This is a genomic window from Sphingobacterium sp. 1.A.5, from assembly GCF_002734235.1.
Classification (GTDB): Bacteria; Bacteroidota; Bacteroidia; order Sphingobacteriales; family Sphingobacteriaceae; genus Sphingobacterium; species Sphingobacterium daejeonense.
Window position 1 is genome coordinate 120,514 of record NZ_PEBA01000002.1, and the last position, 15,590, is coordinate 136,103.

At 37.1% G+C, this 15,590-nt stretch carries 15 protein-coding genes; 5 read left to right on the forward strand and 10 right to left on the reverse strand.

Going from position 1 to position 15,590, the window contains the following annotated elements; genetic code table 11:
• Positions 1–37: 37 nt before the first annotated feature.
• From CRT24_RS02270 to rplM, 10 genes are all read right to left on the reverse strand, one after another.
• The gene (locus CRT24_RS02270; RefSeq protein ID WP_099369641.1) at positions 38–556 is read right to left on the reverse strand and encodes a hypothetical protein; all 519 of its coding nucleotides are present in this window, start codon (positions 554–556) and stop codon (positions 38–40) included.
• A gap of 873 nt (positions 557–1,429) precedes the next feature.
• Entirely contained in the window at positions 1,430–3,019 is a 1,590-nt protein-coding gene (locus tag CRT24_RS02280; protein ID WP_099369643.1) for an ABC-F family ATP-binding cassette domain-containing protein, read from the reverse strand.
• A gap of 153 nt (positions 3,020–3,172) precedes the next feature.
• Entirely contained in the window at positions 3,173–3,775 is a 603-nt protein-coding gene (locus CRT24_RS02285; RefSeq protein ID WP_099369644.1) for an alpha-ketoglutarate-dependent dioxygenase AlkB, read from the reverse strand.
• Positions 3,762–4,628: a bifunctional transcriptional activator/DNA repair enzyme AdaA gene (locus CRT24_RS02290; RefSeq protein ID WP_099369645.1), complete on the reverse strand. Its 867-nt coding sequence runs from the start codon at positions 4,626–4,628 to the stop codon at positions 3,762–3,764. The genes CRT24_RS02285 and CRT24_RS02290 overlap by 14 nt, the downstream gene beginning before the upstream one ends.
• A 123-nt stretch (positions 4,629–4,751) precedes the next feature.
• Positions 4,752–5,495 (reverse strand): SDR family NAD(P)-dependent oxidoreductase, encoded by a 744-nt coding sequence (locus CRT24_RS02295; RefSeq protein WP_099369690.1) that lies wholly within the window; start codon positions 5,493–5,495, stop codon positions 4,752–4,754.
• A 134-nt stretch (positions 5,496–5,629) separates the two neighbouring features.
• Entirely contained in the window at positions 5,630–6,694 is a 1,065-nt protein-coding gene (locus tag CRT24_RS02300; RefSeq protein ID WP_099369646.1) for an AI-2E family transporter, read from the reverse strand.
• 176 nt (positions 6,695–6,870) lie between these two features.
• Entirely contained in the window at positions 6,871–7,707 is an 837-nt protein-coding gene (tsf, locus tag CRT24_RS02305; protein WP_099369647.1) for a translation elongation factor Ts, read from the reverse strand.
• A gap of 191 nt (positions 7,708–7,898) precedes the next feature.
• Positions 7,899–8,705: a 30S ribosomal protein S2 gene (gene rpsB / locus CRT24_RS02310; RefSeq protein ID WP_099369648.1), complete on the reverse strand. Its 807-nt coding sequence runs from the start codon at positions 8,703–8,705 to the stop codon at positions 7,899–7,901.
• A gap of 18 nt (positions 8,706–8,723) precedes the next feature.
• On the reverse strand, positions 8,724–9,110 hold the full coding sequence (gene rpsI / locus CRT24_RS02315) for a 30S ribosomal protein S9 (RefSeq protein ID WP_093098740.1): 387 nt from the start codon (positions 9,108–9,110) through the stop codon (positions 8,724–8,726).
• 11 nt (positions 9,111–9,121) lie between these two features.
• Complete coding sequence (gene rplM, locus CRT24_RS02320; protein WP_093098741.1) at positions 9,122–9,565, reverse strand: 50S ribosomal protein L13; 444 nt, start codon at positions 9,563–9,565, stop codon at positions 9,122–9,124.
• Between the two features lie 382 nt (positions 9,566–9,947).
• On the opposite strand from rplM, the gene CRT24_RS02325 reads away from it, so the two are divergent.
• The 5 genes from CRT24_RS02325 to CRT24_RS02345 all read left to right on the forward strand — a co-directional run bounded on the left by CRT24_RS02325 (position 9,948) and on the right by CRT24_RS02345 (position 15,555).
• Positions 9,948–11,654, forward strand: a complete 1,707-nt coding sequence (locus CRT24_RS02325; protein WP_257213941.1) for a tetratricopeptide repeat protein — start codon at positions 9,948–9,950, stop codon at positions 11,652–11,654.
• Positions 11,632–12,414, forward strand: a complete 783-nt coding sequence (locus CRT24_RS02330; RefSeq protein WP_257213942.1) for a DUF4292 domain-containing protein — start codon at positions 11,632–11,634, stop codon at positions 12,412–12,414. Before CRT24_RS02325 ends, CRT24_RS02330 begins: the two co-directional genes overlap by 23 nt.
• A gap of 108 nt (positions 12,415–12,522) precedes the next feature.
• Positions 12,523–13,800, forward strand: coding sequence for a murein hydrolase activator EnvC (locus CRT24_RS02335; protein WP_099369649.1), 1,278 nt, complete (start codon positions 12,523–12,525; stop codon positions 13,798–13,800).
• A gap of 76 nt (positions 13,801–13,876) precedes the next feature.
• Positions 13,877–14,092 (forward strand): twin-arginine translocase TatA/TatE family subunit, encoded by a 216-nt coding sequence (locus CRT24_RS02340; RefSeq protein ID WP_099369650.1) that lies wholly within the window; start codon positions 13,877–13,879, stop codon positions 14,090–14,092.
• Between the two features lie 152 nt (positions 14,093–14,244).
• Positions 14,245–15,555 (forward strand): lytic transglycosylase domain-containing protein, encoded by a 1,311-nt coding sequence (locus CRT24_RS02345; RefSeq protein WP_099369651.1) that lies wholly within the window; start codon positions 14,245–14,247, stop codon positions 15,553–15,555.
• The last annotated feature ends 35 nt before the right edge of the window (positions 15,556–15,590 follow it).

Sequence of the window (15,590 nt, forward strand, 5' to 3'; positions counted from 1 at the left end):
TTTTTGTTATTATAATTATTTTAAATTTCTGATGAATTTACTTGACCGGTTTAAAGGTCATCGGTGTATTATAAATATAAGAGGTTGAGTCATTCCTCATCTGAACGGTTAGTTCATTTTCGGAAAGTTTGAGGATTTTATATTTTGTAGATATTACCAGTGAATCGGAAGGTATATTCATTGCAGACTGAATTTTCTCATTAACTCTATAGGACAGGATCAATGTTGAGTCTACTGGGTCAATGGTATAATCTCCCCAGAATTCTCTTAATCTTCCTGATGTTGGATCAACATTTGAATTATTTAAGAAGTTCTCTTTTATAGAGTCTTGTATTGAATGTGAATATTGAGTACCAGTGAAACTTAAAGTAGTAAATCTAGAATAACGTTCGGGAGTTGTATTATCTGTAAAAACTTCATCTATCAATATTTCATTTTTCCAGATATGTTTCTCCAGGATAGCTTGATTTAACCCTCCATCAACTAGAGACATGTCCTCCTCTTTACAACCTATGAGAAAGGCAATGAACAGTAAGAATAGCAATTTATCTTTCATGCTTTGGTTCTAATTGAGGACTTTTTAATAATTGTTAAAAGGTTAAATGAGCTTTGATTAATCAAATTTAAGTTAAACTCTGTTATAATCAAACACTTATGTGTTAATATTTGTTTGTGTTTTGATCAAGTTTTTATCAAATCGATAAATCTGTTTCTTAATACGGGTGAAATTTACTATTTTCTTACGGAGAAATAAAATTTATGTTTAAATAATCTGTAGAAATTGGTTAAGGAGAATAGGTAATGGATTTTTAATACAGAAATTTATAGTGACACCCCTACAGGGTTGCATGGCGGTTATATAATCATTTCTATAATAGTTGCACCCCTCTGGGGTTGGCTCGCCGTGCCACAGTGTCACCACCTTGCATAAGAAAATAGTATAACCCCATCGGGATGACACTATTATAGCAGGGAATTTAACAATCATGCCACACCTACGGCGTTGGTGTTTGATGCGATTTTCGTTTCTATAGATATTCCATGCCGATGGCATTTAAGAAATATTTCATGCCTCTGGCATTTCACCCCGATGGGGCTATCTCGCCGTGGCAGTTGTCCACACCTGCCACTGAAAATATGCCAATGGCCTTGTTTTTTTCTATAATAGTTGCACCCCTACAGGGTTACATTGGGGTGCTAAATTCATTCTATAATAGTTACACCCCTCTGGGGTTGGCTAGCCGTGCCGCAGTCACCACCTTGGATAAGAAAATAGTATAATCCCATCGGGCTGACACTATTATAGCAGAGAATTTAACAAACATGCCTCCGATGGGGTTGGTTTTAACGAAAGTGATGGTTGGTGGGGACACCAACCATGGCGGTGTTCAGTTTCTAATGTCTATTGTCTTATGTCTATTGTCTATTATTAACCAAGCTGTATTGTTTCCTGAATATTTATTTCATTCATGAAATATTGATCATGTGAAACAACGATAAGACAGCCATGATAAGATTGAATTGCTGCGGTCAAGATCTGAATGTTTTGAATATCGATATTGTTGGTAGGTTCATCTAAAATTATCATGTCAGGGGCTTGGCTTTGAATATTTAAACAGCATAACAATAGCCTCATTCTTTCGCCACCACTAAGAAACAGACAACTTTTGTCCCAAGTATCCTTGGAGAACAAAAACCTATTCAACCTAATTTTTATTTCATGTTCCTGGAGTCCTGAATGGTTGAAAGATTGTGCCATATCGTAAACTTTCATTTCCGTTTTGATCAAGGAATAGTCTTGGTCAACATATACGTAATTGAAGTTTGCTTGAGAGATTTCTCCGGAAGTGGGTTGTCTATTTCCAATGATTAAATTTATTAAACTTGTCTTTCCAGATCCATTGGTTCCTTTTAATGCAATTCTATCTCCCGATTTGATCTTGAAATTTAGATTTTGGTGCCATAAATTTCTTCCGTTAATTTTCAAGTTGACCTCTTTTGCTTCAGCTAGAGTTTTGCCAATATGTAAGCTAGATTCTTCAAAACCAAATTTCATTTGGTCAATTTCGGGCAAATTGGTTCTAAGATCCTGGAGGGTCATTCTGATTCCAGATATTTTCTCTTCATGTACAGTTTTCAGTTTTCCACTACTCCCTTCTGCTTTGTTTTTCAATCCGCCCATCAATATCTTAGGTATTCCAGCTTTTTCTTGTTTTTTCTTTCCTCTGGCATTGAGTTTATTCTGCCTTTCCAAGGCTTCTTTTTCCTTTTCCCGAGCTTTGCGAAGTTCCTTTTCTTTAGATTTGACGTCATGGTCCAATGCATTCATGGCCTGTTCTTTTTGTTCGGCAAAGAATTCGTAATTCCCACCATATTTCACGATGCCTTGTTTGGTCATTTCAGCGATTTCAGGAATTAGGTTAAGCAAAGTCCGGTCATGGCTAACGACTAAAAGGGTCTTCCGACAATCTTTGATAAATTGATAGAGCAATTCCCGAGATTCGTGGTCTAGATGGTTGCTGGGTTCATCCATTAAAATTATTTGAGGTTCCTGAATGGTAATACAGGCTAAAAATACCTTTGTTTTCTGGCCACCACTCAGTTCCCCGATTTTATGGTCAAGAGAAATATCTGTCAATTTCCATTCTGAAAGTGCATTTTGACAACGATCTTCAATGCTCCAATCATCATTTAGGAGATCGAGATTATGTTCAGTCATATTTCCTAATAGAATCTCCTTGAAGGCTCTTAATTTTTCTTCAATACCTAATGCTGCTGCGATGGTCAGATCTTTATATTCATCGAGCAATTGTGGAATATAATAGGGTATGGAATCACAGCTGACAGTGCCATTGTTAAGCTGTAACTGACCTGCTATAACTTTTAAAAGAGTAGACTTTCCAGAACCGTTGTTGCCTATCAAAGCAATTTTCTCTTGATCTGCTATAGTCAAGTTGATTTCCTGAAATAATATGTCCTTGTTGGGATGAATATATGTTGCGTTCTGTATAATAATCATAAATTCTTTCTTTTTGGGATAAAACCATTAAAAGCTGTAACAGCCTTTTTGAATTGTTTTTCTGAAAGAATTTCTGGTATTACATATATTTTGTTTTGTATTAAGATTTATGCAAATATAGCTTTTTTTTGTAATAGCATAAAAATTTCGCTTTTAAGCATTTTCTATGGTTCTGAAAGTTAGGTTTATCCTTGGGCCATACGCGACTTTAGTTGGAGGGAGTCTATGTAGCCAGTGGTCTTGAGTACTTCCTTTCATCACCAATAAGCTTCCATTTTCCAATATTATATCAATTTTTTCTTTGGTGGTTTTGTGTTTAAATGAGAATTTACGTTCTGCCCCAAAAGTCAGTGAGGCGATGGCACCATGTTTTTTCAGATCTTTTTCACCATCGCTATGCCAGGCCATTCCCTCAGATCCATCATGGTATAAGTTCAATAGGCAGGAGTTGAATGTTTCTCCAGATTCTTTTTCTACGAGGGATTTCAGCTCCAACAGTTCATTTGTCCAGGGGAGGGCGACTTTTTGGATATTGGAATAGCTGTATTCAAATCGTTTGTCACCATACCAAGCGACTTTGCGTTTAGTTTCGATATGTTTCCCAAAGATAATGGCTTGATCATTTTTCCATTCTATTCCATTTAGAAGTTGGTCATAATAATATTTGGGATTATCACAGATTACACCGTAATAATTTACAATCCCATCCTGAGGTATTAGGTTTTTTGAAGGTTCTGCCGTATTAAATAGCTTCATGTGTGATGTCTTTGTCTTTGTGTGCGAATTCCCAACCTAAAATAACGGTTTTACGGATTGGTTTCCAACGGTATCCACCTGTTTGTCCTGTTGTTTGAATTACTCTGTGGCATGGTATCAAGAAGGCAATTGGATTCTGTCCTATAGCAGTTCCCACTGCTCTAGAAGCGGAGGGTTGATCGATCGCAATGGCAATATCTTTATAGCTGCTGACCTTACCTAGAGGAATCTGAAGCAGCGCTTGCCATACCTTTAATTGGAAGGCTGTGCCCTTCAGATGCAATTTTATCTTATTTAAGGATTGATCTTCTGGGTTGAAGATTTTGATCGCTTCGAGATGAATAGGTAATTCATTCTCTATAAATTCAGCATTTTCAAAATTTTCTTTCAGTTCTTTTCGTCCTGCTGCTTGATTGTCTACAAATGCCATATAGCAAATCCCTTTTTCGGTAGATCCTACTAAACAGATTCCAAAAGGGGTTTCTTGAAAACTATAGGATATGGTCAGTCCTTCACCAGCCTGTTTGAATTCGGCAGGTGTCATCCCTTCAATCTGTACAAACATATCGTGCAACCTGCTGGTGCTGCCCACGCCTGTCAACAGATGCGTTTCAAATAAAGTCTTTTGTTCTTCTTTCAGAAGTTTCTTGGCATAATTGACTTGCGTGTACTGCAAGAATTTCTTTGGACTTGTTCCTGCCCAATCAGTGAACAATCTTTGAAAATGAAATGGACTTAAGTGAACATGTTCAGCGATTTCTTCCAAGCTAGGTTTTTCTTGGAAATGATCCTGGATATATTGAATTGCTTTTGCAATTCTTTCGTAATTCAATTCTTTTTGTGTCTTTTCCATATTCAAATTTCCTTACTCTTGGCAGAAATTAAAATCCGATTCTTGCTAAGTTACGAAACTGCAAAATAGAAAGGCATCTGAAAAAATCAAATGCCTCTCAGAATAAACTAAATATTAGGGAATTTATTTTGCTAAATAACCACCGTCTACAGGGTAATAAGATCCTGTGACAAATGAGGCTTTATCTGATGCCAACCAAAGTGTTAACTCAGCTACTTCTTCTGGTTTTCCTAATCTTTGGAAAGCATGTTGTGTTTCGAGGTATTTTAGGGTATCAGCATCTAAGTTATCATCAACCAATGGGGTTGATATAAATCCCGGGCCGATCGCATTTATACGTACACCTTTAGTTGCATATTCCCAACCTGCAGATTTTGTCAATCCAACAACGCCGTGTTTTGCTGCTACATAAGCTGAAGATTGAGCAAATCCGACAGCTCCCAAGATTGAAGCCATATTGATAATACTGCCACCCACTTTTTCAATTTCAGGGATTTGGTAATGCATCCCGTAGAACACACCATTTAAGTTGATGTCAATTACTTTTTTCCATCCCTCGATAGAAAGATCAGCAACTGGATTTGCTTCACCGCCAATTCCAGCATTGTTGACAGCAATATGTAATGCTCCGAAATTTTCAATAGCTGCGTCAACAATTTTCTTGTTGTCTTCTGCTGAGGATGCATCTGCTTTGATAAAGATTACATCTGCATCTCCAAGGCTATTGATAAGCTCGTTGCCAAGTTTTTCATTCAAATCTGCTACAACTACCTTTGCGCCTTCTTTTACAAAAAGTTCAACGATAGCCTTTCCAATTCCTGAAGCTCCTCCAGTTACAATAGCCACTTTGTCGTTTAGTTGTTTCATTTTATACCTTGTATTAAGTTTTAACATAAGATACGAAGAATACTAAAGTCAAAGTGTGACTAAAGTCATACAAAATACTGATTATGACTTTAATGGGAAAGATGATAAGAAAGGTTACAAATCTTTGATAAAAGTTATTCTCTTTTTTCTGGGAATTCACTGCTGAGGATTATGGAATCGCCCTTTCCATATTCATTTGAATATACTTTTATTAAAACGCCAACTGAGGAAAGGATCAATGGTCCAAATATTAGGCCCAACATCCCGAACATTTTCAGGCCCAATAGTACACCGAAGACCGTAATCAATGGAGGAACATTTCCCAATGTTTTAAGGATCGTGAATCTCAGAATATTATCTATACTTCCGATTAATAACAATCCATACAATAATATTCCGATACCATTACCAGTTTCTCCGCCAGCCAGGGTTATTACCCCCAACGGAACATATATGGTCATGGTTCCCAACACGGGCACGATTGAAGCTATACCGGTCAACATTCCAAGAAGGATAAAATTTTCTACTCCAAATATCCAATAACCTACTACTGCCACTAAGCCCTGGAAGAAACCTAGGATTGGAATTCCAATTGCATTTGACCTAACCATGGAATCAAACTCCTTCCAAAGTTCCTGTTTACTTTTTGGTGAGAATGGAATACCTCTGGCTATATATCCTTCCATCTGTCTTCCATAAACCTGCATAAAGTAGAGAACAAATAAAGTTACAAGTATATTGACCATTACCTCAGCAACGGAATTTAGGACTGTAGGCACGTATTTGGTAAATCCTTGTAGCGTAGACAACAAAGCTTGGTCTGACATATCTATATCTTTGAGGAAAGGCTTATCTACCATATATTCCTTCAACATATTAAATTGTGAGACTATTTTATCTGTATTGTTTAAGAAACTTGTTATTTGGGGAACAAGGTAATCTACCAATGCCCAAATAGGAAGTACAATAAAAACTATGGAAATCAATATAAAGAGCAGACTGGTAAGGGGTTTGTTCCATCTTCTTTTTTCTGTCAATTTGAAATAGCTATTTCTATAGAGAACATAAAGCGTAATTGCACCTAAAAAGCCTGGAAGATAATAGTATAGATTCTTGAAAATAAGGATACAGATCAAGATGATGATCAGTATCAACATGATCTGATTGATGGAGTTGTTATTAATTTGCTTAATTCTCATATGTGGTTTAATCTGCAAACAATTTAAGGAATAGTAGTGAGATATGGGATATGAGATTTGACAAATCCCATATATTGATATCTTATAATGGAAAGACAAAGAAGTTGATCTTATTGTTTGGGGCAAAAAAAATCCCATCCTTTATGGGATGGGATTCTTATTTTGTTTTAATATGCTTATGCTCCTAATTGAACACGTTTGAAAGCTGTCACTGTTAATCCTTTAGCAACTGAGTCTAAGAATTGAGCGATAGTTTTAGAAGAATCTTTTACGAATTCTTGGTTCAACAAAGTGCTTTCTTTGTAGAATTTGTTCAATTTACCTGCAGCGATTTTTTCAACCATTTCTTCAGGTTTACCTTCAGCACGGATTTGTTCTTTAGCGATTTCTAATTCGCGTTCGATAGTTTTAGAGTCCACACCATCTTTATCGATAGCTACTGGGTTCATTGCAGCGATTTGCATAGCTACGTCTTTACCAGCTTCTTCAGCTCCTTCAGCATCCGCAGAAAGGCCAACTAATACACCTAGGCGGTAGTTACCGTGGATATATGCAACCACTTTATCAGCAGCAACAGCTTCGAATTTAGAAACGTCGATTTTCTCGCCGATTTTACCAGTTTGTTCGATTAATAAGTCAGCGATTTTAGTACCACCGATTTCTAATGCTTTTAAGTCTTCAAGAGAAGCAGGGCTGTTTGCCAATGCAGCGTCAGCTACTGATTCAGCAAATGCTACGAAGTCAGCGTTTTTAGCTACGAAGTCAGTTTCACAGTTTACTTCTACTACGATACCTGATTTGCCATCCGCAGAAGCTTTAGCAATGATTACTCCTTCGTTTGAGTCGCGGTCTTGACGGCTAGCAGCAACTTTAGCACCTTTTTTACGTAGGTAGTCAACAGCAGCTTCGAAATCACCATTAGCTTCCACTAATGCTTTTTTACAGTCCATCATACCAGCGCCAGTTTGTTGACGCAATTTGTTTACATCTGATGCAGAAATTTGTACTGACATAGTATATTTTTTGTTAAAATTACAATTGATGTGTTAAGGATTCTTTGTTTTAATAACAAGAGAATGTTAACTTTTTATTTGTTCAATAGGTTTTGCTTTTTAGCAAAAAACCGGGTAGACAGTTGCGGTAAAAGGAAGCAGATCTTCCAGAAACCAACACTAGTCTATCCGGCTTATATAATAGAATAATATTATTCTACGTCTTTCGCTTTACGAGTGCGTTTTCCTGGAGCAGCTTCAGTAGCTTCACCATTATCTACTGCAGCTTTAGCAGCAGCAGCTTCTTTTTCCGCGTCCTCTTCTTTATCGCGTTTGCGTTCTTCTAATCCTTCGATGATTGCTTTACCAATTACGCTAGCGATTAAGCTGATTGATTTAGTAGCGTCATCATTTGCTGGGATTGGGAAATCGATGTTCGTAGGGTCAGAGTTCGTATCTACCATTGCAAAAGTAGGGATGTTTAATTTCATCGCCTCAGCAACTGCAATGTGTTCTTTTTTCACGTCGATAATGAACAATGCAGCTGGCAAACGGTTTAAGTCAGCGATACCTCCTAGAAGGTTTTCTAACTTAATACGCTCACGTTGAATCATCAATTTTTCTTTTTTAGACAATACATCGTAAGTGCCATCTTTTTGCATTTTATCGATGTTTGACATTTTTTTGATTGATTTACGCACAGTTGCGAAGTTAGTAAGCATACCACCTAACCAACGTTCTGTTACGAAAGGCATATTAACTGCTTTCGCTTGTTCTGCTACGATTTCTTTAGCTTGTTTTTTAGTAGCTACAAATAATACTTTACGACCTGATTTTACGATTTGTTTGATCGCTGAAGCAGCCTCTTCTAATTTTGTAAGAGTCTTGTTCAAGTCGATAATGTGGATACCATTGCGTTCCATGAAAATGTACTTAGCCATTTTCGGATCCCACTTACGAGTAAGGTGACCAAAGTGAACACCTGCATCCAATAATTCTTGATATGTTGTTCTTGCCATTTTTTGATCCTCCTTATATTAACGTTTACTGAATTGGAATCTTCTACGAGCTTTACGACGTCCTGGTTTTTTACGCTCAACCATACGGTCATCACGCGTCATTAATCCTTTAGCACGCAAAGCAGGTTTTACTTCTGGGTTAAGCTCTACTAAAGCTTTAGCGATCGCTAGGCGAACTGCTTCAGCTTGACCTTTAACCCCACCACCCTGAACGTTAACGTTGATGTCAAAATTTGCAAGAGAATCAGCTACCAATAAAGATTGAGTAACGATGTATTGCAAAGGTAATGTAGGAAAATATTCCTTGTAATCTTTACCATTAACGGTAATATTTCCATTGCCAGCAGTTAAGTAGATGCGGGCAACAGCAGTTTTTCTTCTTCCTGAAGTGTTAGTTGTTGACATAGTCGTTCTCCTTAAAATTTAACTGGTTTTGGATTCTGCGCTTCATGTTTGTGCTCTGTACCTGCATAAACATAAAGGTTTTTAAATAATTGACGTCCTAGACGGTTTTTAGGTAACATCCCGCGAACAGCTTTCTCGATGATGCGCTCTGGGTGTTTTGCCATTAACTCTTTTGGAGAAACGAAACGCTGACCACCTGGGTAGCCTGTGTAGCGAACATAAACTTTGTCGCCCAATTTGTTTCCAGTCAATCTAACTTTGTCTGCATTGATAACAATCACGTTATCTCCACAGTCTACGTGTGGGGTGAATGAAGGCTTGTGTTTTCCACGAATCACTTTCGCGATTTCGCTTGCCAAGCGCCCCAAAATCTCGCCTTCAGCGTCAACAACGATCCATTCTTTGTTAACGGTGTTCTTGTTAGCAGAGACAGTTTTGTAACTTAACGTATTCACTTGCTTTTATTTAATTAATTAATAATGTTTTAAATCCTTTTGTAATCACTACAAAGAGGTCTGCAAAGGTACAATAATTTAATTCAATTATCAAAGCCAATTTTATTTTTTAAAGCAAGTTTTCCTAACAAACCTAATTCTTTCATTTCCAATGAGCTCCAAGTTCAAAATTTTACCTTCGTATAGCCTAGCTGATAATCTTGTTAAGCCGGTGTTATAGGAGGGTATGGAACTTTTCCGTTTGGATCTCTTATTTAACATTTATTAAACTTTATCCTTTAAACTTTTCTGCATTTTTGTGCTCTTAAAATTAATTTGTTACCTTGAATTGCCTTAGACTGTGCAATAGGCAAGATAATAGGAGAAAATTAAAGAGATTTAGATGAGAAAATCACAATGGTGCAAACCTCTCGTGTTGGGGGTAATGTTGATGGCGGGACAGGTGTTGTTTGCGCAAGAATTGAAAGATGATAAGGGATATAAGGAAAAATTAGCTTCGATAGAGTCAAAACTGAAGAGTGGCGATTTGGCAAATGCCTTACAAAGTATCGAAGAAACACTTGAAAGATATCCCAAAGGCGCTGAGGTATACTATGCTAAATCTTTATTATATGCTCAAGCAAGAAATTTTGAAGTCGCTCTACCTGCTGCTGAAGAGGCTGTAAAGATCGCCCCGGAAAACATTCTGTATAATAATCACCTCCTTGAACTGTATAAAAGTAAGGGTGATTTTGATTCTGCTGTTCAGCTGTTGGATGATTTTATAAAAACCCAACCCGACAATCCACAGGTTTACCGTGAAAAAATAATGATGCAGCATGCAGGTAAAAAATCTGAAGATGCATTAAAAACCTACGACGAAACTAAAGCCAAGTTTGGTGAAACTGATACTTTAGATGTATTGAAGGCGGAAATTTTAATGGACCTCGACCGTACAAAAGAAGCAAACGATCTATTGCAGACTTGGCGCAAGAAGAAATCACCAATTCGACAAGTCTATAGTACCTTAAGCTATATCATGATGGATCAAAACAAACCGAAAGAGGCACTGGATGTCTTGGAAGAAGGTTTGGTAACGACGAAGGATGATCTACTGTATATGGATATGGCGGATGCTAATATGGCATTAAAGAAAAGTCCACAAGCATTTGAAAACATAAAGAAATCATTTCAGTCGAATACTGTCAATTTTATTGATAAGCATCGCGTCATGATGAGCTTGGTGAACAATAACAAGGATTTCAGCAAGGACCAATTACAGGATCTGGCAAATGTTCTAGTTTTAAAACATCCTCGTATGCCGGATAGCCATATGTTTAAAGGGGACATTTTATGGATGCGCGGTGAATTGGATCAGGCGAAGTCATTATACCTGACTACGGTAACGATGAATCCTCAACATGTTGAAGCATGGCGTAAGTTGATTAATGTTGAGTTGGCTGCCAATCAATTGGATGAAGCTATTGTGGACGGCAATGAAGCTCTGAGGAACAATCCTAACAATGTTATCATTACTTATTTTGTAGGTGTTGCCTATATGATGAAAAAGGATACCGATAATGCTAGGTTATATCTTGAGCGAGCATTGGACCAAAGTGCGAATGAGAACGATTTTGTGAAATCGATGGTATATGGTGGATTGGGTGATCTATACCATGAGATTAAAATGGAATCGGCATCAGAAGTTGCTTATGACGAGGCCATCAAATTGGACAGTAATAATGTTACCGTATTGAATAATGCAGCTTATTACCTAGCGTTACAGAAAAAGGACCTTGAAAAAGCGGCTGAATATTCCAGACGTTCTAATGAGCTTGAGCCTAGCTCCGGCACCTTCCAAGACACATATGCCTGGGTATTGTTTCAACAAGGGAAGTATCAAGAGGCACTCCCTTGGATAGAAAAAGCAATCAAAAATTCTGAACCGTCAGGGGTTTTGTTTGAACATTATGGAGATATCCTTTCTAAAGTTGGTAAGAATAAAGAAGCCGTGAAGCAGTGGGAAAAGGCATTGACCTTGGCAGATGGAAGTTCTATTGATAAAGAGAAATTAAAAAAGAAAATAAGTGAGAAAAAATATATTGAGTAAACTAAGCTTGGTGCTTGCTGTTTTGGTCTTGACATATTCATGTGCAAGTAAAAAGGCAGCAGTGAAAAAAGATGATTCCGGCATAGCAGCAAAGGGTAAGGATCTATTGAGTACCTATGAATTGAATAACTTAAATTTTATTACCTTTTCAGGGAGGGCAAAAGCTAAGGTTCAATTTGGTGAAGAAACCCAAAACGTGACTTTGAACATCAGGATGGAACGGAGTAAGGCGATCTGGATTTCAGTTACTGCATTATTGGGGATTGAGGCTGCTCGAGTTTTGATCACTCCAGACAGTGTAAAAATCATGAATAGATTGCAGAGTGAATATGTGGCGAAACCATTTTCCTACATTTATAAATATACCAACCCAGGTATTACTTTTAAAATGCTTGAGGATATTTTAATTGGAAATATATCAACTGAAATGTTGCGTACGGACCAATTACAAATTGCGACAAGTGAGGATGATGTTCAAGTAATAGGGGTGAAGGAAGGGTTAACCTTTCATTATGGTGTCAATAAAAGCAACAGGCCATTTGCATTTAATTTAATGGAGCTTGGAAAGACCAATAAATTAGAAGCACATTACAGTGATTTTGCAGTTATTGATGGACATAATTTTCCGCAAAGATTCACGTTAAACATTGAAGGAAGTGGCGCGAAAGTGTCTTCTGATATGCTATATAACAAGTCAGAATTTAACAAAACAGTTGAAATGCCATTTAATATCCCTTCGAGATATAAGGCAATCAATTAATTAGGAGAGATCGAAATTAAAGAAATTGTGTTTTTTTTATTTTCGTATTAACTATATCCTTATTTTTGGAAATTCTACAAAAACTAGATATAAAGAATTTAGCAGTTCATGGATTTTAAAAAGATTGTACTCAGTATATTTTCCCTTTTACTTTTTGTTGGCCTAAGCTATGGTCAGAGTAGTTTGGAATTAAAGAAACAAAGAGAAAGAATAGATAGGGAGATTGCTGAACTTCAAAAAATATTAAGCGCAAAGACTCAAGAAAAGATTTTATCCCAACAGGAGGTTGCTGCTTTGAGCAAGCAATTGGATCTGAGGGAGAATAAAATCAGTACAATCAATTCTGAATTGCGTATCATCAATAAAAATATTTCATCAAATCACGCTATTGTTGACAAGCTGAAAGCGGAGCTCGAAAAGATGAGACAGGATTATGAGAAAATGATCCTTTTCGCATTTAGGAATAAGAACTCGTACAACAAGATGATGTTTATTTTTGCTTCGAAGGATTTTAATCAGGCATTTAAACGTGTTAAATATTTACAGCAGTTTACAGATGCACGTAAAATCAAGGTTGCTGAAATCGAAGGTACTAAAAAGCAGATTGAGTTGAAGATTGCTCAATTGGAAAGAGATAAGAAGACACAGCAGTCATTGTTAAAAGAACAGGAAGCTGAACGTAATACGATTGCTAAGGATAAGGCTGCTCACTCGCAGGAGTTGAATCAATTGGCAAGGGAAGAACGTACTTTCCGTGGTCAGTTGACGAAGAAGCAACAAGAGAAGAAACGTTTGGATGCTGCTATCAAGTCAGCTATTGCTCGAGAAGTAGAAGCTGCACGAAGGGCAGAAGAAGAACGTAGAAGAAGACTTGCTGAAGCTGAGGCTAAGAAAACAGGTACTACTGTTACAGAGGCTGAGAAGAAAATTGAAAAGAAAACAGGTTCTTCGGTGTTGAACAACTCGCCAGAAGCGACTAAGTTGTCAGCAGGATTTTCGTCCAACAGAGGTAGGCTTCCATGGCCAGTAGGACAGGGTAATATTGTCCGTAATTATGGTAGTGTTACGGTTGAGCGTGGGGTTCGTGATTTCTATGATTATATCAGGATTCGTACTTCGGATGGAGCGCCTGTAAAAACCGTATTTGAGGGTACTGTACTGCAGGTTATCAATATTGGTTCATATGCTGTAGTTGTTCAGCACGGTGAGTACCTTACTGCTTATTCTAACTTGAAATCGGTATCAGTTAGAAAGGGTCAGAAGATCTCGACAGGAACCGTTATCGGTGCGGCAGATTCAGATCCAGAAGTGGGTTATTCATACATTGATTTAAGTGTATACCGTGGTACAACATCTATGAATCCATCGATCTGGATAGCAAGATAGTTACATGGTTTTTAAATAATTTATCTATATATTTGTTAGATATACCAACTGAAACGAATTAGTAAATAAGTAGAATATGTATACATCAGGATTATTATTTATCGGTACCAATGAGATTATTATAATTGTGGTATTGGCGTTGTTGTTATTTGGGGGTAAAAAAATTCCTGAATTGATGCGTGGTTTGGGTCGTGGCGTGAAAGAATTCAAAGAAGGCCAAAAAGATGATCAAAATGCGGAAAGCAATACAAATACAACAACTAATAATGATACAGTTAACAACCAACGTTAATACAGGTCATTAAAGATTTTTAAAAGTTTCACTAGATATACTGTTATGTCTGGTGAAACTTTTTTTTTATAACTAACCATTATATTTGGCACAAATTGCCAACGATAAGCGAAGAACTAACACAGATAGTTTAATCGTACCTAACAATACTCATGAACAAAAAAATTAGTTTCCTAGTTACAATAGGCTTGTGTGCCTTTAAGATCAGCGACGCACAGGAACAAAACTTAGAGCCATCAATTTATGCCGAGACATTTCAGGCTTCCATAATTGATCAGATTGAGAAAGATAAGGAGAAGACATTTTCCATGCTCGACTCCATCAAACAAGTAAGTGGTGGTTCCATCGTATTCAGTGATGAGGACGTTAATATTGCTCAAAGAATCCTTAGAATTCAAAAAACTGTTCCTTTAGAGTACAATCATCGCGTTAAAGCTTACCTGGATAAATATATTTCCAGAAATTATAAGCCTTATATGGAAAAATTACTTGGTCTGAGTGAGTATTATTTTCCTATATATAATCAGATTTTTGCCGAGCAGGGTATCCCTGAAGAGGTTAGGTATCTTTCAGTAATCGAATCTTCTTTGAATCCGCATACTGTTTCTACATCCGGCGCAGTAGGACCATGGCAGTTTATCTATGGTACAGCCAAAGGATACAACATGACGATGGATTCAAACTTTGATGAACGAAAGGATGTGTATTCGACTACTTATGCTGTTTCAACTTACCTGAAGGATGCTTATGACGAGTTCAACGATTGGCTGTTGGCTTTAGCTTCCTATAACTGCGGTAGAGGCTGTGTGAGAAGAGCAATAATCCGTTCGGGCTTGAGAAGTCCAAACTATTGGCAATTGTCCCCTTATTTACCAAAAGAGACCCAGAATTACATTCCTAAATTCATTGCTATGACTTATGTGCTAAATCATGCTGAATTATATGGATTAACTCCACAGGTTAATGATCTTCAATCTGAACATAAGGTTTTAATGCTTGACAAATCTGTAAATTTAACTAAGGTTGCGTCGGCATTAACTTGCTCTCCAGATGTCCTTAGGCAACTAAATCCTGGATACAAGCGTGATGTTGTAATCGCAAGCCCAGAGAAGCAAAGACGATTAGTAATTCCAGTCAATGCATCTATGAGCGATTCGTTGATCTATGCTGCTTTAAATAGCCCTCAAGATGAGGCTATACAACAAGCTATTGCTGCAGTAGAGGTTAAAGAGGATAAGGAATATAAAGAGTTTACTAAGAAGGTGGCTGCGGTATCGAAATCAACTGCAAAAAAGAATAGCCCAACCTTTGTAATCTATGTAGTCAGAAAAGGGGATACTTTATCAGACATTGCAAATAAACATCGAGGAGCTACTGTTACGAAGATAAAATCTGATAATAATATTAGAGGTTCACATCTTAAGATTGGTCAGAAACTTAAGATTTATAAAGGGAAAAGTTAGTGAGGTTTTTGCCTAAACAAATAGAATAAAAAAAA

Bases quoted from the DNA above. Each gene is read 5' to 3' on its own strand.
- tsf (WP_099369647.1), bottom strand. From the start codon at position 7,707: ATGTCAGTACAAATTTCTGCATCAGATGTAAACAAATTGCGTCAACAA.
- CRT24_RS02335 (WP_099369649.1), top strand. From the start codon at position 12,523: ATGGATTTTAAAAAGATTGTACTCAGTATATTTTCCCTTTTACTTTTT.
- rpsI (WP_093098740.1), bottom strand. From the start codon at position 9,110: ATGTCAACAACTAACACTTCAGGAAGAAGAAAAACTGCTGTTGCCCGC.
- CRT24_RS02295 (WP_099369690.1), bottom strand. From the start codon at position 5,495: ATGAAACAACTAAACGACAAAGTGGCTATTGTAACTGGAGGAGCTTCA.
- CRT24_RS02290 (WP_099369645.1), bottom strand. From the start codon at position 4,628: ATGGAAAAGACACAAAAAGAATTGAATTACGAAAGAATTGCAAAAGCA.
- CRT24_RS02270 (WP_099369641.1), bottom strand. From the start codon at position 556: ATGAAAGATAAATTGCTATTCTTACTGTTCATTGCCTTTCTCATAGGT.
- CRT24_RS02285 (WP_099369644.1), bottom strand. From the start codon at position 3,775: ATGAAGCTATTTAATACGGCAGAACCTTCAAAAAACCTAATACCTCAG.
- CRT24_RS02280 (WP_099369643.1), bottom strand. From the start codon at position 3,019: ATGATTATTATACAGAACGCAACATATATTCATCCCAACAAGGACATA.
- CRT24_RS02345 (WP_099369651.1), top strand. From the start codon at position 14,245: ATGAACAAAAAAATTAGTTTCCTAGTTACAATAGGCTTGTGTGCCTTT.
- rpsB (WP_099369648.1), bottom strand. From the start codon at position 8,705: ATGGCAAGAACAACATATCAAGAATTATTGGATGCAGGTGTTCACTTT.
- CRT24_RS02300 (WP_099369646.1), bottom strand. From the start codon at position 6,694: ATGAGAATTAAGCAAATTAATAACAACTCCATCAATCAGATCATGTTG.
- CRT24_RS02325 (WP_257213941.1), top strand. From the start codon at position 9,948: ATGAGAAAATCACAATGGTGCAAACCTCTCGTGTTGGGGGTAATGTTG.
- CRT24_RS02340 (WP_099369650.1), top strand. From the start codon at position 13,877: ATGTATACATCAGGATTATTATTTATCGGTACCAATGAGATTATTATA.